The sequence below is a fragment of the Clostridium carboxidivorans P7 genome (assembly GCF_001038625.1).
Lineage (GTDB): Bacteria > Bacillota > Clostridia > Clostridiales > Clostridiaceae > Clostridium_AM > Clostridium_AM carboxidivorans.
In genome coordinates this window covers 1,291,908-1,313,299 of sequence record NZ_CP011803.1, presented here as the reverse complement: position 1 = coordinate 1,313,299, position 21,392 = coordinate 1,291,908, and the positions used below count along the sequence as shown (strand labels likewise).

Annotated in this window: 17 protein-coding genes; 3 read left to right on the top strand and 14 right to left on the bottom strand. The window is 28.4% G+C overall.

What is annotated here, in order from left to right:
• Nucleotides 1–173 precede the first annotated feature (173 nt).
• From Ccar_RS05620 to Ccar_RS05590, 7 genes are all read right to left on the bottom strand, one after another.
• Nucleotides 174–3,170: a helicase C-terminal domain-containing protein gene (locus Ccar_RS05620; protein WP_007059671.1), complete on the bottom strand. Its 2,997-nt coding sequence runs from the start codon at nt 3,168–3,170 to the stop codon at nt 174–176.
• 28 nt (nt 3,171–3,198) lie between these two features.
• Nucleotides 3,199–4,080 (bottom strand): sensor histidine kinase, encoded by an 882-nt coding sequence (locus Ccar_RS05615; protein ID WP_007059672.1) that lies wholly within the window; start codon nt 4,078–4,080, stop codon nt 3,199–3,201.
• A 24-nt stretch (nt 4,081–4,104) separates the two neighbouring features.
• Nucleotides 4,105–4,839, bottom strand: a complete 735-nt coding sequence (locus Ccar_RS05610) for an ABC transporter permease (protein ID WP_007059673.1) — start codon at nt 4,837–4,839, stop codon at nt 4,105–4,107.
• A gap of 15 nt (nt 4,840–4,854) precedes the next feature.
• Entirely contained in the window at nt 4,855–5,580 is a 726-nt protein-coding gene (locus tag Ccar_RS05605) for an ABC transporter permease (RefSeq protein ID WP_156184558.1), read from the bottom strand.
• Entirely contained in the window at nt 5,573–6,493 is a 921-nt protein-coding gene (locus Ccar_RS05600) for an ABC transporter ATP-binding protein (protein WP_007059675.1), read from the bottom strand. The genes Ccar_RS05605 and Ccar_RS05600 overlap by 8 nt, the downstream gene beginning before the upstream one ends.
• A gap of 147 nt (nt 6,494–6,640) precedes the next feature.
• Nucleotides 6,641–7,333 (bottom strand): response regulator transcription factor, encoded by a 693-nt coding sequence (locus tag Ccar_RS05595; RefSeq protein ID WP_007059676.1) that lies wholly within the window; start codon nt 7,331–7,333, stop codon nt 6,641–6,643.
• Nucleotides 7,334–7,770: 437 nt separating this feature from the next.
• Nucleotides 7,771–8,337, bottom strand: a complete 567-nt coding sequence (locus Ccar_RS05590; RefSeq protein ID WP_007059677.1) for a Uma2 family endonuclease — start codon at nt 8,335–8,337, stop codon at nt 7,771–7,773.
• 326 nt (nt 8,338–8,663) lie between these two features.
• On the opposite strand from Ccar_RS05590, the gene Ccar_RS05585 reads away from it, so the two are divergent.
• Complete coding sequence (locus Ccar_RS05585; RefSeq protein ID WP_007059678.1) at nt 8,664–10,028, top strand: APC family permease; 1,365 nt, start codon at nt 8,664–8,666, stop codon at nt 10,026–10,028.
• A 129-nt stretch (nt 10,029–10,157) separates the two neighbouring features.
• On the opposite strand, the gene Ccar_RS05580 is transcribed toward Ccar_RS05585, so the two are convergent.
• Entirely contained in the window at nt 10,158–12,074 is a 1,917-nt protein-coding gene (locus Ccar_RS05580; RefSeq protein ID WP_007059679.1) for an FtsX-like permease family protein, read from the bottom strand.
• Nucleotides 12,064–12,825: an ABC transporter ATP-binding protein gene (locus Ccar_RS05575; RefSeq protein ID WP_007059680.1), complete on the bottom strand. Its 762-nt coding sequence runs from the start codon at nt 12,823–12,825 to the stop codon at nt 12,064–12,066. Before Ccar_RS05575 ends, Ccar_RS05580 begins: the two co-directional genes overlap by 11 nt.
• 149 nt (nt 12,826–12,974) lie before the next feature.
• Between Ccar_RS05575 and Ccar_RS27705 the strand changes: the two genes are divergently transcribed.
• A complete protein-coding gene (locus Ccar_RS27705) occupies nt 12,975–13,136 on the top strand; it encodes a SpoVR family protein (RefSeq protein WP_156184612.1) in 162 nt (53 codons plus the stop codon).
• Between the two features lie 77 nt (nt 13,137–13,213).
• On the opposite strand, the gene Ccar_RS05570 is transcribed toward Ccar_RS27705, so the two are convergent.
• Together Ccar_RS05570 and Ccar_RS05565 are read right to left on the bottom strand one after the other, a co-directional pair.
• Nucleotides 13,214–13,468 carry a DUF3781 domain-containing protein gene (locus tag Ccar_RS05570; protein WP_035774332.1) on the bottom strand — a complete coding sequence of 85 codons (255 nt, stop codon included), beginning with the start codon at nt 13,466–13,468 and terminating at the stop codon, nt 13,214–13,216.
• A 371-nt stretch (nt 13,469–13,839) separates the two neighbouring features.
• Entirely contained in the window at nt 13,840–14,394 is a 555-nt protein-coding gene (locus tag Ccar_RS05565) for a helix-turn-helix domain-containing protein (protein WP_007059682.1), read from the bottom strand.
• 118 nt (nt 14,395–14,512) lie between these two features.
• Here Ccar_RS05565 and Ccar_RS05560 point away from each other — a divergent pair, with 118 nt between their 5' ends.
• Nucleotides 14,513–15,097, top strand: coding sequence for a LysE family transporter (locus Ccar_RS05560; protein WP_007059683.1), 585 nt, complete (start codon nt 14,513–14,515; stop codon nt 15,095–15,097).
• Between the two features lie 316 nt (nt 15,098–15,413).
• Here Ccar_RS05560 and Ccar_RS05555 read toward each other — a convergent pair whose 3' ends face one another.
• From Ccar_RS05555 to Ccar_RS05545, 3 genes are all read right to left on the bottom strand, one after another.
• Entirely contained in the window at nt 15,414–15,887 is a 474-nt protein-coding gene (locus tag Ccar_RS05555) for a hypothetical protein (RefSeq protein WP_007059684.1), read from the bottom strand.
• Nucleotides 15,888–16,386: 499 nt separating this feature from the next.
• Entirely contained in the window at nt 16,387–19,431 is a 3,045-nt protein-coding gene (locus tag Ccar_RS05550) for a P-loop NTPase (protein WP_007059685.1), read from the bottom strand.
• Nucleotides 19,431–20,402, bottom strand: a complete 972-nt coding sequence (locus Ccar_RS05545) for a ComEC/Rec2 family competence protein (protein ID WP_048029971.1) — start codon at nt 20,400–20,402, stop codon at nt 19,431–19,433. Before Ccar_RS05545 ends, Ccar_RS05550 begins: the two co-directional genes overlap by 1 nt.
• Nucleotides 20,403–21,392: the final 990 nt, after the last annotated feature.

Here is a 21,392-nt window from a genome sequence, read left to right as displayed (position 1 = left end):
GAACTATTTATTTTTAACTTGGATTACAATTGTAATTAATAATTTAATATTACCATTGTAATCCAAACCTGTCAAGAAAGTATTTCCATTTTTACGATTGATATACATACTTATAAATACTAAAGTTTTAAATTCCACTAAATAGAAAAGAGAAGGTTAACTTTTCCTTCTCCTTAAACTTTTATAATATCATTAAAATATTGAGTTATTTTTTCTCTATTTGTTGTATTTAATTTTAGCACTTTATCATCAATATAAATATTCAATCCACTAGCTAAGTAAATATTTACGTCATATTTCAAATTTCTTTTTCTATACTCTAAAGACATAAATTCATTTATAATCTCCTCAATTTCTTTTAGTGACATGCTATTTTTAAGCATTTTTTTCTCCAAAATAGTTTTTTTCAAAGAAGGCTTAACTTCCTTCATTATCTTATAAAGATTTATTTGCTTCCACCTTGCCACCCTAATATTTAAATCTCTAAAAATTTCATTTTCATTTTTTCTTATAATAGAAACATCATGAAGCTGACTTTCAAGCTTTTTTACTGTAGGATTAACGCTGTCAAACTTGCTCATAATAAATAAGTCACCATAATCATATTCAGTTCTTATAATTCTTCCATAAATCTGTTTTAAGTCTATGGACACAATTGGAAAATTAACCTTTGCATAAGCCTGCCAATAGTTTTTTCCTCTTTCAACTTGATTTTCTATTAAGGATTTATAAAAAGGTTCCTTACTATTGATATTAGGAACTTTATCTAAAATCACTGTAGTCATGGCATCTCCTGGAATATCTATTCCTTCAAAATATCCCTTTGACCCTAGTAGAATATATCTTTCATCCCTGGATTTCAATTTTTCTATGTCCTTTTTACCATATACAACCTTTATTCCTAAAGTTCTTAAACTTTCTGTAGCTTCTTCTTTAAAGGCATCAAGCCTTTTTCTACTGGTAAATAGAATAATAATATTTCCTTCAACATTATGTAAAAGCTTTATAACAAATTTTTTCATTTCTTCTGAAAAAGCACCTATATCGTTAGGATCAATATTCTCCATAGCATATATTACACTTTTACCTTTATAATCAAACACAGGCTTTATAGGCGGAACCTCTACTATTTCTTTATTTTGGGACTTTGCAATGTTTATTCCTAGAGTATTTCTCAAACTATTATAACCACTATCTGTACTTAATGTTGCAGATATAAAAAGACAACTCTTAACACTGCTTAGAACTTTTTCATAAAAAGCACCAGATACATCTAAAGGAATACTGGATATTTTCCACCATTTAAAAAATTTATCTACTTCAAAATAAAAACAATATCCTTCTTCACTTTGATTTATCACAGCTTCTAAAAGTCTGCTATAACTATTTATTCCTTCTACTTTTTCCATTAATATTTTAAGCCTTTTATCTTTTTGAAGATTAGATATATCCTTTAAAACAGAAACTGCCTTCTCCAAGCTTATGTTCAAACTGCTTAAATCTTCTTTAAGATACTCTAAATATCTTATTATAAATGACATTTTAGCATTGTTTATATTTAAATGATCCTTTATATTATAATCCTTACTTATTCCACTTTGAGTTATATAGTTTTCAAAGGAAGCTTTAATATTTGCCATTTGTCTTATACACTGCTCTATGCAGGATTCTACTTCGCTTAAAGGCAAAGTATCCTTTTTGGCTCTCCTTGATAAATAATACAGATATCCGCTTTTTTCCGGGCTATTATATATTTCCTTAAGATACTTTTCAAACTCATAAGAAACTAAAGCATTTTCAAAAGCATCATAGGCTTCTTGAGTGAGATTATGTGCTTCATCCACTACAATATTTTCAAGAGGAACTATACTCTTATATGGCCACTTTAACAATAAAGAATGATTTACCACAATGAGTTGAGCTTCCTTAAGTGCTTCAACCTTTGCTGCATAATAACATCGATCTTTATATCTACAAGCTCCCACATCACAAAGTTCCGAATCACAATTACACTGATTTATCAAGAAACCTAAATTAAACTTTTCCATTATAGCAGGACTTATTTCCTCTATTTCTCCAATACCCTTTTCCATCATTAGTCTTTTTAAATAGACATATCCAACGAGAGTTTTCATATCCACAGGATATTCTATATCACCAAACCTGTCAAAACAGAGGTAATTACTTTTCCCTTTTATCAGAGTATAGCTTACATCCCTTTTCAAATTTAATGCTTCTAAAAGATTAGGAATATCCTTATCAACCAGCTGATTTTGTAATCCCTTTGTATTAGTAGATATAATAACTTTCTGCTGCTTGAGATGCGTATATATAGCTGCTGGAAGTAAATATGCCATACTTTTTCCAAGTCCAGTTGGTGCTTCCATTATGGTAATTTTACCTTTTTCCAATCCTTCTCTTATAAATTTTGATGCATCCCTCTGTTGTGGTCTTAGGGTATAACTTCTCCCATTTCTTCTCCATATTTCTTTATGCTCAAAAAGTTTTTCATAATCCTTCAGTGCAAAAACAGGATATGGTTCATTAGCTTTCTCTTCAAATTCAACAGCTTTATTTTCTATAAAGCATTTTACATCCTCCATATTTACCTTTGTAATATGCTTATACCAATTCCACTTTTCCAGTTCTGTAATGCTCATAGGAAGTGAATAACCATTTTCATAATAAAAATGGCTTATAGCATAATTAGCCATAAGTATTATGTCTTCTACATAACTGAATTCTGTGTAATTATCTTTCTTGTAATCAGGAATAAACTTCTTTAATAAATATTGAAGTTCAAAGGATCTAAGCTCTGGAAAAAGGATTGCAAGAAGTTCTATTATATCTAAAAATTCATTATGTATATTAAAAAGCTTTTCTTTAAAAGTTACATCAAAACAAACCAATGGAATTTGTTCAATAAAAGTTTGTAGTTTATTAAGCACTTCCTTAAGGTTACAAGAACTATCCAGTTCCTTTTGTGTAATTCCTCTTAAAAGCTGAGAATCACTTAATTCTACTAATTTATCAGGATTAACCAAGCTTGAAAACCTTGAAATCTCATTATTTTTTATTTTAACAGCACATATCCTTATAACTTTATTATCCGTATGTGTAGTTTCTATATCTAAAAATATTACATCATTTAGTACACTATATGTTTTCATATCTTCTCCTTGATAAATAAGTTAAATATTAAAATACAATTTTCAATGTTAAAATATCTTCTTCAATTTCTGCATAAGCTTTAGCATTTATCTTTTCAGCAAGTAATTTTACAATAGAAAGACCTAAACCTGTACTACCTGAACTTCTTGACCTGTCAGCTATATAAAATTTTTCAAATAATAAGTTTACATCTATTTTTTCAGGGTCCTTAACCTTATTTGCAAAGCTAAGTTCAACATTTTCTTTTGTTGTAAGTGAAATTTTAACATAGCTTGAGCCATATTTTAATATGTTAGATATTAAATTTTGAACAATTCGTTGTAAAACTATTTTATCTGCTTCAATAAAAATCGTAGTATTTGGCAAGTCAAAAATTGGCTCAATTCCTGCTTCTTTAAAGGAAACAATATTCTGCAGCAAAGCATCTGAAAGAAAATTATTCAAATTAATTTTTTCTAAATTTATATGTATATTATTATTTTCAATAACTGTTATTTCAAAAAAACTAGTAACAAGATTTTGTAATGTTTCTGATTTCTTTTTTAAAATATTTATTTTTTCTCTTTGCTTTTCTGATAGCTCACTTTTTTCTAATAATTGAAGATAACCCATTATAGAGGTAAGGGGTGTTCTTAAATCATGAGATATATTTGCAATGGAATCCTTAAGCTTTTGTTCATCCCTTAAAACCTCTATTCTCAGCTGCTTTTGAAAATTGATATTTCTATTAATATTACCTGCAAGATATTCTATATCCTTATCTAGCAGAGATATGTCTATTTTCTTTTCTGTTTTACCTTCTAAAATATTTTCTAACTGTTTTCCTATACTTCTTATCTGAACTTTCAAATGAAATACATAAGAAATTAATAAAATAACAGAAAGACTTAATATTAGTATAGTAGCCATTATGATCATCCTCATATAATAAACTTATTTTAATTCACATTTACGAAATATATTATAGCTTACTAATAATATAACACTTAATAATACTATTGAATATAGAGAAAACATTACAAATTGATACCAAGAATTATTTGTTAAAACAGTTCTTAATAAACGCATTGGATGCATAGATATTGGTACTTTTAAATCATTAGCATAGGCCAAATACAATGCATTAAAAAATATTGTGATAACTGATGCTGCAACTGTTCTTACTGTATCCCTAAATATTACTCCAAAGAATATTATAACTGAAAAAATAACAAAGTCTAGTAATGCGCTGCAAACTAATATTTTAAATAAAGCAACTATGGATTGTAGTATTGGTGCATTCCATCCATACCTTAATGTGATAACTATAGCTCCCATAATAGGAAAAATGAGCATAGCTATAGTGGAAACAGCAAGTATTGAAAACACCTTACATAAAAAAACATTACTTCTACTATTTCCAGACATTATTTTTAATGCTATTATTCTATTTGAAAAACTTTTTCCCATTAACAATGCTATAAAAACACTAGTTAATATAATAAACCCTGTAGAATCATGCATCATTGCAATAAATACTTGGTATCCACCTAAAGGTAAATTAAAATAATCATTCTCCAAATAACCGCTTGCCATAAAAATTCCAAGAATGAAATTCATTCCAATAGTTAATAAGCAAATATAATCGTGTGTAAGTTCATACATTTCCATTTTTAATAATCTTTTCATTTTATACACTTCCTTTTAATGCAGTTCTGACTTTTTAAAACATAAATATGAAGCTGTTAAAAAAAGTACTATTGTGATAAATCCAATTAATGCTGCTTTTTCAAATTGATTTGGCACTATTGGTCTATATAAAATAAGACGCATTTGTGCTAGTGGTAATATTTTAAAGGGATTTTCCATTATGTCACGTGTTGAATTTAAAAGAACAACACTCATCAAATATACTCCAGTAGAAAATCCAACAGACTTTCCAATGTCTTTAAATATAAAAGTAATAAATACACTTATACTTGATATAGCCATTCCTAGTAAAGATATTACTAAAAAAGTTTTTACTAAAACACTTCCACTACTTATCAAATTATAAGAAGTATATCTGTGAGATGCATTATTAGCAATTATGCTAATAATTGGACTTGACAAAAGAACAATATTCACTCCAATAAGATAAGCTAAAACCTTACAAATAAATATTTTTGCTCTACTGTGTCCTGCACAAACTGCATTATTTATAGTTCTCTCTACGAAATCATTTCCAAAAGATAATGCTCCAAGTAATATAGGAAATATCATAAGTAAACATGTATTATAAAAGCTGGCACCAATATTCTCATATTGTGTAGTGTAGCCATGACCATCTAAAGGTATAGTGACTCCAATGAATGTACTTATGAAAAATATTATCCAAAAACTCTTGCTTTGAAATAATTTATAAACCTCTATGCGAAAAAGATTAATCACATTTATTACCTCCAATTCTACGAATAAAGTAATCTTCAAGGTTATCTCCATCCAAAGAAATTCCAGTTATTATTAAATTATTTCTTGATAATGCTGTTGAAACAGATTTAATATCTTCCAAATAATCATATAAACGAATTGATTTATCTGGCATAATTTGATAGTTCATTGTATGAAGCTGTTCTTCCAAAATAGCTGCTGCTGCTGATACATCATCTACTTTAATTGAAATATGCTTTTTACATTTCTCATTTAGTTCTGCTTGAGTTAAATTTTCTAAAATCACACCATGAGAAATGATAATATAATGATCAACAGTTTGATAAAGTTCCTCCAAGATATGGCTGGAAATTAGAATAGTCATTCCCTTTTCCTTATTTAATCTTTTTATAAGTTCCCTTATTTCCACAATCCCAATAGGATCAAGTCCATTTACAGGTTCATCCAAAATTAAAAACTCGGGATCGTTAATTAAAGCAAGAGCAATTCCTAAACGCTGTCTCATTCCCAGTGAAAAGTCCTTTACCTTCTTTTTTCCTGTATCCTTTAATCCAACTAATTCTAATGTATCATAAATAACCTTTTTATCGGGAATACCTCTTTGAATACGCTGAATTTCTAAATTTTGATAAGCTGTCATATTAGGATATAAAGCTGGAGTTTCAACCATACAGCCTATACGCTTTCTCTGCTGTTGAAGCTGCTTTTCTCCAGTTTGTCCAAATAAATATAACTCACCAGAGGTAGGAAAAGATAAACCAGTAATAAGTCTTATTAAAGTAGTTTTTCCTGCTCCATTTTGTCCAACAAAACCATAAGTATTTCCCTTGGCAAGCTTTATATTTATACCATCCAATGCTTGTGTATTTTTATATTTTTTTGTTAAGTTTTTAGTTTCTAAAACGTAAGTCATAGTTACATCTCCTTTGCTTTTCTATATTTTCATTTTAAAAATTTTATATAAAGAAAAACTTAAATCAATTCTAAAGAAAACCTTAAATAATTTTCAACATAAGAAATAAGCAGGTGTTGTTCCTGCTTATTTATATTAGTATATAATTTATTCATGTAACTTATAGCCCATTCCCCAAATTGTTTCTATATATTCTTCATTAGGATTTGCACTTTTAAGTTTATTTCTAATATTGCTTATATGGACATTTAATGTATTATCCTCACTAAAATATTCCTCTTTCCAAATGCTTTCAAATAAATTAGCCTTTGAAAAAACTTTTTGCGGATGACTTAATAATAACAACAAAATACCATATTCCTTCGATGTGAGCACTAATGTATTTCCATTTACTACTACCTTTTTTTCTTCTTCATTTAAAGTAATGTCTTTATAAGTTAAAATTGGCTCTTTTTCAATTGTACTTGATGTATCTGACTTACAGCGTCTTAAATTGCTTTCTATCCTTGCCAGTACTTCATTTAAATCAAAGGGCTTGGTCACATAATCATCTGCACCTAAACGTAATAAATCCACCTTTGTATGTACCATATCTTTAGCAGATAATATTATTACAGGAATATCTGAAAAAGAACGAAGTTCTCTTAATATTTCATCCCCACTTTTAAATGGCAGCATTAAATCTAAAAGAACTAAATTATAATTTAAAGTCCTTAGTTCCCTCATGCCATCTATTCCAGTATGAGATACTTTTATATCGTATCCGCTTTCCTCCAAAAATTCCTTAAGTAAACTACAAATTTCCAAATCATCTTCTATAATCAAAATCTTTTTCTGCATTCTTATCACCAACCAAATTACTTTTTTACCTAAATTTATATAATAAATTAATCAACTTTCGAAGTTTAAAAATAATACGACGCAACCTTTTCAGAGGACAGAGGACAATTGACAGAGGACAGTGAAGGATGATTTTTCTCCGCTTCACTACGAAAAATCTTTAATTTTAAAAAAACTCACGTTTTTTTGTTTTTAAGAAATGCTTTCTAATCAAGCGAAATTATTTAAAAATCATAAATTTTAGCTTCCTGCTAAAGCGATATTTTGCTTTAGCAAAATAAGCGTAAAAATAAATTAGTTTTCTGACGTAAGGAGGAAAACTCACCTTCATTGTCCTTTGTCCTCTGTCAAATGTCCTCTGAAAAGGTTGTGTCACAATGTGCTATATTAAGCCTAAATTTTATATGTGCATTTGTAACTCTCTTTACTTTGTAAAATTACCTAAATAATTCTTCTATATCTACTTCAAAACTCTCGAAAATTTTTGATTTTACAATTCCAGTTTCAGTTTTAACTATACTCTGCTCATACATATTATCTGCATTTAATGTATATAGCATTACAGTATTTAATATAGGATTCACTATCCAATACTCCTTTACCCTATATTTCATATACAAATTCAATTTTGTAACTAAATCATGAGATTGATTTGATGGACTTAATATCTCTATTATGAGGCTTGGTACTCCTATATATTTATTATCTGTAAATCCACTTTTATCACATATTACTGATAAATCAGGTATTACTAATTTTTCCCCTTCAATATCATCATTTTTTAATAATATGTCAAATGGAGCATGAAATACTTCACAATCTTTTCCTTCAAGTAAATTATACAATTTAGCATGTAACTTGCTTGATATTCTTTGATGTTTAGTAGATGGTGATGGTGACATATATACTATACCATCTATATATTCTAGTAATTTATCACTTTTTTCTTTAAGCTCTAAATATTTTTCATAGGACACTTTCTCATTTTTAAATAAAGGCTCCATTAAAATCCACCTCCTACTATTTGTATATTACTAAGTATATACTATACGCTTCAGCTTATCAAACAGAAGCTTTCAGCAGGCTTCTATTGACTATTAAATGCACTTCATTTAATTTAATGAAAAAATTACAATCTGTGTAACACTTCCCAATTACAGGGGTTTTGCTGTATATTATAATAAGAAGATATATAATTTGGTAACATTTATTATTTAATAGTTGAAGAAAATGTAAAATTTTAATGCCTAAAAGGTTACATAAATTAATTATTTGTGAAATCCCGTAAGCAACTATAATAATAAATCAGCCGATATAGGGGGGTTTTAAAATGAAAAAAGAAAATAATGAAGATGGATTAAAAAGAGAAGTTGGTCTTGGAGTGGCTATACTTTTTGTAATCGGAAGCACCATTGGATCAGGAATATTCATGGCTCCACAAAATTTAGCCAAATCATCATCACCTGGTGTTTCAATTCTTGCATGGATTATTACTGGCCTAGGAGCTATTATGATCGCATTAAGTTTTGCTAGCGTTGCTGCTAAAATTCCTAAGACAGGAGGTTGTGTAGAATATACTCGTGTTGCTTTTGGTGAATTTGCTGCTTTTATTGTAGCTTGGTTTTATTGGATTGGACAATCCACTGGAGGAGCTGCACTTATTATTGCTTGTTTAAGATACATGAGCAAAATTTTTCCTGTAATTGCAGATAGTAATTTACTGGCATTTGTCATTGGATGTGTAATATTTTGTTCATTAACTTATATAAACATTAGAGGTATAAGGCAAGGCATGATGATATCAACAGTAACAACCATTTGTAAGTTATTACCTTTAGCATTATTTGTATTACTTGCAATTTTCCATTTTGACCCTGCGAACTTTCATACTGTTTCACAAGTATCTGTTCAAAAAAATGGTTCAAATGGCCTCTCTTCGCTTTCAGCTGCAATAGCAATTACTATGTGGTCATTTACAGGAATAGAAAGTGCAACAACAGCAGGTGGTGAAATCAAAGATCCTGAAAAAAATATAAAAAGAGCAACTATTTTTGGAACGTTAGGCTTAGTGGTTGTTTACTTATTAGTCAGTATCCTTTCTACAGGTATATTGCCACAAGATCAACTTGCACAATCAAAAGCTCCAATTGCAGATATGTTAAACAAAATGACAGGTGGAACTTGGGGTGGTTTATTTATTGCAGCTGGTGTTGTCATTTCTACACTTGGATGTGCTAATGGTGGAATAATAGTAGCATCTCGTTCAGCTTTTTCAGCTGCACAAAATAATTTATTTCCTCCAATATTTTCAAGATTAAATAAGAAATACAATACACCTTCTGCTTCTATTATAATCAGCAGTATATTTTCATTAATACTAATTTCAATGAATTATTTTAAGGGACTTAATGCAGCCTATGAATTTGTTATGTTACTTGCAACAATGGTAGCACTGCCACCTTATGTATTTGTTGCAGCTGCTGATATTGTAATTGCTAGAAAACAAGGTAATAAAATTACAATATTTAGTTTTATCAAAAATTCACTTGTACCACTTCTAGCATTTATCTATGCTTTATATACAATATATGGAACTGGATCTGAATCTGTTATGTGGGGATTTTTACTTATGCTTGGTGGTATTCCACTCTACTTATTTGTCAGATTAAGAGCTAATGTAAAAGAATCAGCTTAAACAAATTTATATTTAGGAAAATCTTATTAATTTGTAATTTAAATTATTTACAATTAGAAATTCAGATTAGCTAATATTAAGCATCTTGAATTTCTAATTGTTTTGATTATATAAAACAACTTATAGTAACTAATTATTTAATACCTTATTTAATAATCCTTTTGAATAAACATTTGTATAAATTTTTACAAATACAATCTGAATAATGATAACTATTATTGAAACTATGCCACAATACTTCGCAGCTGTCCATCCATAATCACAAATAGTATTGATGGAATAATTATAAAACATAGCAATGATAGCTCCAATAAATACAGGAACCATAAACATAAAATAATGCTTATTTAAAATCAAATGTTTAGCTTCCTCTTCCTGCATCCCCATTTTATACAAGTCCCTATATTTCCTATATTCATCTTCAAATTCTAATTGTAATTTTAAATGCAGTATTATGTTTGCTGAAAACCAAAACAAAATCACCACAAAAGCTACAGTAACAGTCAAAAACAATGATGATTGCTCAGCTGTTTTATATTGCTCAATTCTTGAACTAATTTTATAACGCTTTAACTCCGAACCATCTTCATGGTTTAACTTATTTAATTGTTGTTGTAGTGTTTCCACTATATCTCCTGATTTTTTCCAATCCTCAAAGTTAAATAATTTTGAAACCACAATTTGATAATCCTTAGAAGTATTTTTAATTTGTTCATAATCATCATTATTGACTATTATTGTTCTATCAGCCATATAATTTTTATCAACCAATATGTCTACTTTGCTTCCTGCCGATTTTAGATTTAATTCTTTGTCACTGCATGTAAAAAGCATATTCTCTGGAGCACTTAAATCATGTGCATAACCATCTTTTAAATCATACATAAATATTGTCATGAAAGTACCCTTTTTTATATTATAATTTCGCTTTAAAGTAGAATTCACCTGTGATTCCGACAATATATTAAATGCCCCATTTCTCAAGAATTCCATTGATTTTTCTTCTGTTACTTTCGTACTTCCACTATTCAATATTTCTTCTAAAGCTTTATCAGAAATTTGATTTATTTTGCCCATTTGAGCAAACTCCATTTCATATGGAGTATATGTAACAGCATTTTTAGTAAAACTAGGATATGTTATCATACAAAGTGCAACAAAAAATATGGCAAATTCAAACAACCATACCATTGAAGTTAAAATTTTCTTAGTGGAGTGAAAATGATACTTTAAATCAGAAAAAAACAAACTATTTTTCAGATAATATGATTTATTATTTCTTTCTAACCATAGTATAATAATATCCGAATTACCAATAATGAAATAAGTTCCTATAAGGCATAAAAGCATACTGTAAAACCACACATCAGTAGAATGTCCTGCTTTATAGTTTCTTATCATAATAGTTACTGCAGTGATTAACATAACTGTACCAATATAAAATATTGCCTTATGAGTTTTTTTCTCTTTATCTGCTTTATATCGTTCCTTTATTAAATCTATAATCTTCATTTTTAATGATTGAAAAATACTTATTATTACAGTAATTATAAATACTGCTCCATAAAAAAGTATTGTAACCCCATAAGCTTTAATATTCATCTGATACTTTAAAGCTGAAATGCCAATAAATTTTATGATAACTTCATAAAAAGCCATAGAAATAAAAGTTCCTATAAACAATCCAGATACAACAGAAATTAAAGCAATTATTCCATTCTCAAACAACATATTGATTAAGACCTCTTTTTCTGTCATTCCCAGTGTCATCAAAATTCCATAATCATTTCTGCGAAGCTTTTGAAATGCATTATGAGAATATGGAACAAATAATACAATAAATATTGAAACAAGAAGGCTTGGAGCTATAATATTGCTTGAAATACTTGTATCAATTACTGATGGATTCTTCATAAATGAATTGTTTGTAAATAAAGCAGCAAAACAATAAAACAAGATAACAGAAAAGGTATTACATATAAAATACAATAAATACCGTTTAAAGTTTACTTTAAGCATTTTTAAAGCTATCTTATTAAAATTCATCAAAATCACCACCAATTAAAGAAAGTACATCTAATATTTCATGAAAAAATTCTTTTCTAGATGCTTTTTTTGATATATCTGAAATGATTTTCCCATCCTTTAACAAAACCACTCGACTGCAGTAACTTGCAGCAAAAGAATCATGTGTTACCATCAACACACTTGTCCTCAAATTTTCATTTACTTTGCTCAAATAATTCATAACATCCTTTGTTGATTTAGAATCTAAGTTTCCTGTAGGCTCATCTGCAAATATTATATCTGGCTCATTTACAAGAGCTCTGCATATAGCTGCACGCTGTTTTTGTCCTCCAGAAATTTCATATACATTTTTGTTCAATATATCTGAAATTCCAAGCAGCTGTGTAAGTTCTTGAGTTTTAGCCTCCATTTCTTCCATTTCCCTTTTATCCAAAATCATTGGCATCATTATATTTTCTTTTACATTTAAGCTGTCAATCAAATTAAATTCTTGAAAAACCATTCCCATCTTATGTCTTCTAAACAACGCTAATTGTGATTTGCTCATATTAATTAAATCATTTCCATGAAATAAAACTCTTCCCCCATCAGCAGAATCTATTCCACTTATTATATTTAATAATGTAGTTTTTCCGCTACCAGATGGTCCCATAATTGCAACCAATTCTCCTGTTTTTACTTTCAAATTAACTTCACTTAAAACTTTAACCTTATCTTTCTTGCTAAATTTATAGCTTTTTTCCAAGTTTTCAATATCCAATATATTCATCTTATTCTCTCCAATATTTTTACTATAATTATAATTTTACTTTTAAATCAAAAGTAACTACACCAGCTAATCAAGTGATTCTTAGACTCAGAATCCATGGGATAAAATTAGCATAGTTACAATTATACTCTTAGTTACTATACTTTTCCATAAACATAATTATTAGCATAAATTTTATATGTATTGCTAATCATATTGAATTTATTAAAAGACATAATGATGTCATTACCCCAAGCATGGGAAGAATAAATTCTTATCATTTAGGTTTTGAAATGTTCAAATTCATAGAAAACAAATATGGCATAGATTAAATATTAAAAAGGCCATGTTGAATTTTAAATGATTTAACAATGGCCTTTTGTTTTATTATGTAATTGAGAAATTCAATCTATTTTTTTATCTTATGAGCAGTAATAATGGTATAGCTATATGCATTAACTGTTATTTCACAGTTATCTATGTCTACATACCAGTTTTTACCCTTTCTAACTATTATGGCATTGGACTTTAATATTTTGCTGCTACACCATTTTACTACATCATCCACATCTAAAGAAAGATTGTTTTTAATTCGTCCAACTCCCAACTCGGTTGTGTGCAGCTTATCTAAGTTTTGTATTAATTCACATTTATTATCATTCATTTTCGTCACCATGTATTTTCCTTTGCAAAATTACTATTTATCTATAAGTTATATGATCAGTATTAATTTATATTAACAACACAGCTAAAATATTTATATGCCTTAACTTCTTGTTATTGGCCTTATGAGAATGATAATAGCACTCCCAATTATATGAATAATTAGGAGCTATATTAGGTTCTTTTAATCCCATTACGCATTCAGGAGTTATGTCATAATTTATGAAAAATGCGAATCAATTGAGCTTATGTTTTAGTTTTTATATATTTGCTATAAACCAAGTACCTCAACACTTAATAAATTATAACATCGCAAAATATATCCCCATAAATATCTGTTCAAAATGATCTCTAAAGCTACATCATTGATTTCTACATTGGATAGTAAATAACCATACTTAATGAGCAAATTGCATCTCCGGTATTTTGATAAGCATGAGGGCAGTCTGCCTTAAATCGTATGGAATTACCTGTTGTTACAACAAAATTTTTACCATTTATACTCATAGTAAGATTGCCAGAAAATACAGTAATGAATTCCTGTGTACCTTGTTGGTGAATTTCTGAAGATAAATAACCGTTAGTGTCAATCTCAATAGAATACATTTCAAACCGCCTTACGCTATCAAAGGTGAACACAGGAAATATCTTAACCCTGCCGTTATCTTCAACAAGTGGTTGCACTTGACACTTATCTACGATTTCAAAGTCAGCCTCTGGCATGCTCATAAGTTGGGTACATGATATTTTAAGCCCATTTGCAATCTTCCATACCGTTGACACAGTAGGGTTTGCTTCACAACGTTCAATTTGGCCTAGCATACTTTTGCTTACACCGGTCAACTTTGAGACATTGTCAAGGCTAAGCGTCTTTTCTACACGAAGCTTTTTTAAGTTTTCAGCAATAATAAAATTAAGTTTTTCCAAAAAAATCCTCTCCAATCTATTGACATTATACTGCACAAATAGTACTATTATATTGCACAGTATAATATATTATCCTTTTTGTGCATTATACCATACAATAGTTAGGAGGTAAATATCCATGCCAAATTTTACAGCATTTTTATCCTATGTCCTTATTGCAAACTTTAGTCCAGGACCAAATACTATTATGTCAATGTCAAATGCAAGCCGATACGGATTTAAGAAGAGCATAATGTTTAATGTAGGCATATTCTTTGGTGTTTTTATTCTATTTTCCTTAAGTAGTATTTTTAGTATAGCGCTTTACAGCTTTATCCCATCAATCAAATCAATTATGTCATATGTTGGTGCAGCGTATATGCTGTGGCTTGCATGGCAAACCTACAAGAGCAAACCTAACAGTGAGGACAAACCTGAAAAGCGTACAAATACATTTTTATCCGGCTTACTTTTGCAGTTTGTCAATCCGAATGTTATTATTTATGGACTTGCAACCGTTTCAACATTCATCGTACCATATTACAAATCTGTGTTCATGCTTACAAGTTTTTCTGTGATTCTTGCTTTCCTTGGCTTTGTAGGAACCTGCTGCTGGTCATTGTTTGGCTCTGTATTTCAGAAAGTTCTTGTAAAACATTATAAAGTCTTTAACACTATTATGGCGCTTCTACTTGTCTATTGTGCAGTGTCATTGTTTCGTTAATAAATATTATTTTGAAAATTAAAAAATAATCAAAGTAAATCCGCTTACATTTTCCAAGAGATGAAAGCGGATCTATATTGTTCAAAATATAGGTTAGTTCATATTATCTTACTATTGTGTCACTTGCTAAATTTTATTAAATGGGACCTTCAAGGCATTGAACTACCCATTATTAGCCTTATGAGAATGATAATAGCACTCCAAATTATGTGAATAATTGAGAGTTATATTAGGTTCTTTTAATCCCATTACGCATTCAGGAGTTATGTCATAATTTAAAAAAATTGTGTCACATTTCTTTAATCTCTAATTTAGATTATTCCTTTAATACACCCTGTTTTTCCATGTAATTGATAATTGTTTTAATATCATCTTCTTTTGCAACTGCAATATAATAATGATTATCTATTTCAACTATAATATTGTTATGGGCATCTTTTTTATTATAAGGAATATATACTTGCATATTATCATAGAAAGTTGCGATTATAAATTTATCTGGTTTACCTTTTCTTGATTCACCTACAACAGTTAATGTATTTAAAACTTTATCCATCATTTCTTTTTGTTTAATATGTGCTTCTTTAATCCAACTTTCTTTACAATTATCTGTTTGTAGATTTGGAATTTCCCCTTTGCTCTTTTTAATAATTGAAGTGATTTTTTCTTTAGTATCTTCACTTATTTTTAGATAACTATTTCCTACAATACCCAAATGCCTTGCATAAGTAAAAATCATTAAAGCCATTATAACAATTAAAGCAATTGTTATCTCTTTCTTTAACTTCAACTTAATCTCCCTCCAGTTTAATTCGCAATTTTTTACTATTGTGTCACTTGCTAAATTTTATTAAATGGCACCTTCAAGACATTGAACTACCCATTATTAGCCTAATTGGAAGTTGACTAATAGACTATTCAATTCTATTTAAGTATCTCAACTTATTTTTATAATACAATTCATCTTTCATAATTCTAAATCATAGTAAAATTAAAAAACCGTATTTCTTCAATACGGTCATATGTGTTCCTATGTTTCATTGGTGGAGGTGAAGCGCGACCTTTGAAATCCTCTATTTTAAAACCAAATAATGAATTAAAAATCTCATTGCCTCAACTCTATTCCTTACAAGTTTTTTACTTTTAGCTAATATATACTTGTATTTTTAATTTTATTATTATAAAACAAAATAAAAATTATAATGATATCTTTAAACAGTAAATATCTCTCTTGGTATACATATCCTAATTTAATATATGTTATCAGATTCACTTATTTCAGCATAATACTATAATTTTTCCTCTCTCATTCTTTCAATCCAACCCTTTTCCCATAGTTTAAATTGAATAAAACTTTCTTTCTTACAATTTTCTATATCCTCATAAGACAATTCTTTTTTATAACATCCAGCCACTTCTTCCAAATTACACATTTTATAACATAAATAAGCTACATAATAATCTCGTGTTTTTCCACTTATTTTTAATAATATTTTTAAGTATTTCTCTGTATTATTAAAATTATTATTATGTGCTTCCATCAATGCAGCTAATGATAAAATATAATCCTTACTATTATTAATATTTAAGTTTAGATACTGATTTATATACCATCTGGCACTATTTTCTATATCTATTTCTCCAATATTATCTTTATTTATCTCAACTTCTATTACTTTAGCATAAATACTTCCAGCACTTGCAGTACTTGGACATCTTTCTAGTCCTCTTTTTAAAATCCACCTTGCACTATTTTCCTGATTTATTTCTCCAATGTTATCTGATTCTACTTCTAATTGTGCTGCACTAATACAAATATTAGCATCACCTAAACATCTTTCTAGTCCTTTTTTTAAAATCCATCTTGCACTATTTTCTTGATTTATTTCTCCAACATTACCTGCATCTAATTCCAATTGTGCCGCTTTAATATATATATTTTCAGTATTGGGGCTCTTTTCTAGTCCTTTTCTTAGAATCCACCTTGCACTATTTTCTTGATTTATTTCTCCAATATTACCTGCATCTAATTCTAATTCTGACGCTTTAATATATATATTTTCGCTACTCTCACATTTTTCCATACCAATTTTAAGAATCCATCTTGCGCTATTTTCTTGATTTATTTCTCCAATATTGTCTGCATCTATTTCTAGTTCAGCTGCTTTAATATATATACTTTCATAACTTGGGCATTTTTCCATTCCTTTTTTTAAAATCCATCTTGCACTATTTTCCTTATTTATTTCTCCAGTATTACCTACATCTAATTCTAGTTCAGCTGCTTTAATATAAACATTCGCACAATTTAGACATTTTTCTATTGCTCTTTTAAAAATCCATCTTGCTGTAAATTCTTCATTAAAATCTTGTCCTACATTACCTCGCTTAATTTCAAGTTTACCCCATAATAACCATATATCTTCCCTATATGAATATATATCAGCAATATTGTTAGCAATATATTCTGTCTCAAAGTCATTAAAATTATTATAAATATCGTTCATTATTGCTATCATTATTGGATAAATTTTCTTTATAATTTCTTGTGGAATAGTTCTTTTGCCTTTATTGTTTGCCGTATTATAAAAAGATTTTATGAAATCATCTAATATCTCATTTATATCAAATCTAGAACCTTCTTCTGTAAGTAAAAATTTTAATATTATTTTAGATATCTCTGGATGTCTTGTCCGTATTGTATTTGCACTCCCCTTTCTAACTTCATTACATAAAATTCCCTTTATTTCTTTTGTCTTAATACTATAATATTCATACAAAATTTTATATACATCTGATGTAATACTTAAATTAGTTAAAGATCTTTCTTTTAAACTTTCCACATAGCAAATTATTGATAATACTTTTAAAATTTCTTCTCTTTCATCTCCTATTTTTATTAGCATATCTTTAATGATTATTTCAAGTGGCTTACCATAAACAGCTATAAGCATAGCTGCTAATAAAAATCCCTCACTATTTTTTTCAAATATTATCCTTATTTCCTCTTCACTTTTATCAATGTTCATTGTACTACTTATCAATTTAGCAAACTTATAAGGCTCTCCTTCAGCAAATGACTTTAATCTAATAAATTCTGTATCTCTTTCAATCTCAGCACCACCTACTTTTAGTCGATCCATATTCCATTCATTTTCTCTAGCTGCAAAAATAATTTTATATCCTTTTTTAGATGCTTCGAGTGCAAATTTTTCAAATTTCATATCACCACTAGCATCATCTATAACAAATACAACATCATCAGTAGTTAATTCTAGTTCCATATTGAATGTTTTGTTAATCTGCTCTACATTCCAATAAACTGTATACCCTTTATTATTAAGTTCATAACATACCTGCATTAAAATTGTCGTCTTTCCTTCTCCTCCAGCACCTAAAATTCCAATCATGCTGTTATCACTAATTTTTTTTAAAACTTCTTGAGTTACTTCTCGTTTAACAATAAAGCCATTACTAATTAAGCTCCATACACAGTTTTTTCCCTTCAGAAAATCTTTTAAACTATCATTTGAGCATTTCTTATGCTCATTAAAAAATGTATCATCAGTTTTAAACCATTTACTCATATCAGGTTTAGTATGTGCCATATTATCATCATATTGTGGTAAATCCCAGTTTTTACTTTGGCATACTTCACGAATGAGACAAGCTTGCATACCAACTACCGTATTTAAATGCACATCAAAATCCCCATAAGAATGTATACCAATCATCCTTAGTGGCTTATTATTTTCAAAAACTCCGGAACCTGAATAACCTAATAAATCCTCATTCCTATCTTGAGGATTCAGGTCTGAAGTTATCCTATAGTTAAAAAATTTATGAATATTATCTGGCTCATCAAATTGTGCAGTTAATTTTCTTCTTGATGTATTTGAATTTTCATTGTTCCACACCATCTTAGGATAACCTATTATAAGTAATGATTCATTTTCATTAATATCCTTAGTTATTTTTAATTTATATGCAAGTCCTTCAATTTTTTTATGCAAACACCTAATAACTGCCACATCATTTCGTAAAAGAATTGATTTATCACAATTCCATTTATCACAATTATTATCTTCATGTAATGCAATGTTGTCTTTTTGGTTTATATAAATTTCACCTGAAACATCATCTTTATCCCAGTATCTTATAACCAGATTATCATGTTCAAATATTACATGTGCAGCAGTAAATGCATACATATATTTACTTGAATCATCCAAAGCCCATAAAATACCGCTTCCCAAAATATCATTTCCCTGATTATCACCTGTTTTAGCTTCAATTCTTACTGAAAGCACTTTTAGTTCTCTTTCTACAGACATTAGTCATTCTCATCCCCTATCTTCCAAAATTCATCCCTGATTAGTTCCTTCATTATAAGCTTTCCTGTTTTAATGTATTTTTCTTTATCATTATTTGTAAAATAACTGTTCCTGCTAAACCAAGCGTAATTACAATATATTGTACACTTATCTACTGCATGTACAATTCTAGCAATGGTCTTCTTTTCAACAGTTTGTTTTGTTGATATTATAAATTTGCTACATCCTAAAAATTTAATTAATTCCTCTGAAACATTATAAGGACTTCCATGATGCGGTAATTTAACAAAATCAATATGTGCTTTTGTTAAAATTTCATTATCGTCATCTATAATATCTTCAGCATGAGCATCTCCCAGAAAAGCTATACATTTATCATTATAAGTAAACAAAAATGATATAGATGCAGCATTTGTATCACTTGTATCTTTTTCGTAGTTGTCTTTTTCATAAATATAATCCAAATCTTGATTATGAATTTCACCTACATGTGGTTTATATACTTTGTCAATAACCTCTCCCACTTTTACTACCGCCTCTTTAGTAGGCGTAAGGAGATAAAATTCTGCATTATTTATAATATATTTATCATGTTTATAAACTTCCGTAATTTCTATTTTTTTATCTTTCATTTTATCCAATAACAATGGAGCACTTCTCGGCGAGTGTGCTCCTGAAGATAAATATGCTTTTGCTCCTTTTCCATGAAACCATACTTCTTTTATAATTTCACAATCATTTTTTTCAATATATTTATTAAATCCATTAATATGATCACCATCTATGTGTGTTAAAATAAGCAGATCAACTACCTCATTAAGCTGTTCAACAGAATCTATAATATTCTTAAATTCATTTGAAGTTCCTGCTGTCCCAGAATCAATTATTATATTAGTCTTAGTTTCTCCTCCATATCTAAGCCACATACAGTCCCCTTTATCAACTCTCATTACTTTAATTTCTAAGCTCATAATTCACCTCATTTTTATTACAAACGTTTTCCGTATAATTAATATTTTACCATATTCTCATCATATATGAAATTTTATAATATATATAATAAAAATCTATTTAGCTAACTATTAATGTAATCAATATTTATACTAAAGACATGTATCCTTTCTTTTACTATCTTCCAAACGCATTAAACTTGGCTTCATTCAAACATTGTTCTTGTCACGTTTCTTATTACTAAAACTTCAAATAATTACGCATCAACAATGTTTACATATTTATTTTAATATATTGTCACCTTATCATAATAACATTCTAATTTTGTTATAAAATATATTTGTTGGAAATTATAAATAAAAAATTTGTATATTCCCAACTCCCATAAATTCACGAAACTAAATTTCACAATAAAAATAACCCGCAAAAATCCAAATTTTAGATTTTCGTGGGTTTCAATGGTGGAGGCGAACCTCGTTGAACTCCTATGTGTTCTTTATATTGTAAACCATCTCAACTTCGCGTTATAGACATTTTATACATTAAAACCATCTACCTAATATTTCTACAAAAAAACTAAAGTTCCTCTAAATTATGGCTATAATGTATAAAATACCAAAATTAGTTTACATATTTGTACTCACAAACAAGGTTCCATTGTTATATTTAAGTTTTATTTACTTTAGGATATAATAAATATAAAAATATAACTTCCACATCCTTGAAGTAAATTAAAAGTGAGGTTTATTTTATGCCTAAAAAGCTTCTCTATGGTCAAAGTAATTATAAAATCATAGTAGAAAATAGCTATATATGTAGATAAAACAAACTCCATTAAAAAATTCAAAAATCATGATTCAACTTATATAACTTTTTAAGATCAAAACGTTTTGAGAAAAGTCTTTTTACCTATATACTTGGCTAATTACTAAAACTAACCTTAGACAGCTTAACTAGTGGATTTAACAAAACATGACGATTTTAATGAAATGATGGAATTTACCAAGGAT

Excerpts from the sequence above, each read along its gene's own strand:
- Ccar_RS05580 (WP_007059679.1), bottom strand. The coding sequence starts at position 12,074 with ATGAATTTTAATAAGATAGCTTTAAAAATGCTTAAAGTAAACTTTAAA.
- Ccar_RS05595 (WP_007059676.1), bottom strand. The coding sequence starts at position 7,333 with ATGCAGAAAAAGATTTTGATTATAGAAGATGATTTGGAAATTTGTAGT.
- Ccar_RS05590 (WP_007059677.1), bottom strand. The coding sequence starts at position 8,337 with ATGGAGCCTTTATTTAAAAATGAGAAAGTGTCCTATGAAAAATATTTA.
- Ccar_RS05610 (WP_007059673.1), bottom strand. The coding sequence starts at position 4,839 with ATGAAAAGATTATTAAAAATGGAAATGTATGAACTTACACACGATTAT.
- Ccar_RS05570 (WP_035774332.1), bottom strand. The coding sequence starts at position 13,468 with ATGAATGATAATAAATGTGAATTAATACAAAACTTAGATAAGCTGCAC.
- Ccar_RS05615 (WP_007059672.1), bottom strand. The coding sequence starts at position 4,080 with ATGGCTACTATACTAATATTAAGTCTTTCTGTTATTTTATTAATTTCT.
- Ccar_RS05560 (WP_007059683.1), top strand. The coding sequence starts at position 14,513 with ATGCCAAATTTTACAGCATTTTTATCCTATGTCCTTATTGCAAACTTT.
- Ccar_RS05585 (WP_007059678.1), top strand. The coding sequence starts at position 8,664 with ATGAAAAAAGAAAATAATGAAGATGGATTAAAAAGAGAAGTTGGTCTT.
- Ccar_RS05575 (WP_007059680.1), bottom strand. The coding sequence starts at position 12,825 with ATGAATATATTGGATATTGAAAACTTGGAAAAAAGCTATAAATTTAGC.
- Ccar_RS05600 (WP_007059675.1), bottom strand. The coding sequence starts at position 6,493 with ATGACTTACGTTTTAGAAACTAAAAACTTAACAAAAAAATATAAAAAT.
- Ccar_RS05550 (WP_007059685.1), bottom strand. The coding sequence starts at position 19,431 with ATGTCTGTAGAAAGAGAACTAAAAGTGCTTTCAGTAAGAATTGAAGCT.
- Ccar_RS05545 (WP_048029971.1), bottom strand. The coding sequence starts at position 20,402 with ATGAGCTTAGAAATTAAAGTAATGAGAGTTGATAAAGGGGACTGTATG.
- Ccar_RS05620 (WP_007059671.1), bottom strand. The coding sequence starts at position 3,170 with ATGAAAACATATAGTGTACTAAATGATGTAATATTTTTAGATATAGAA.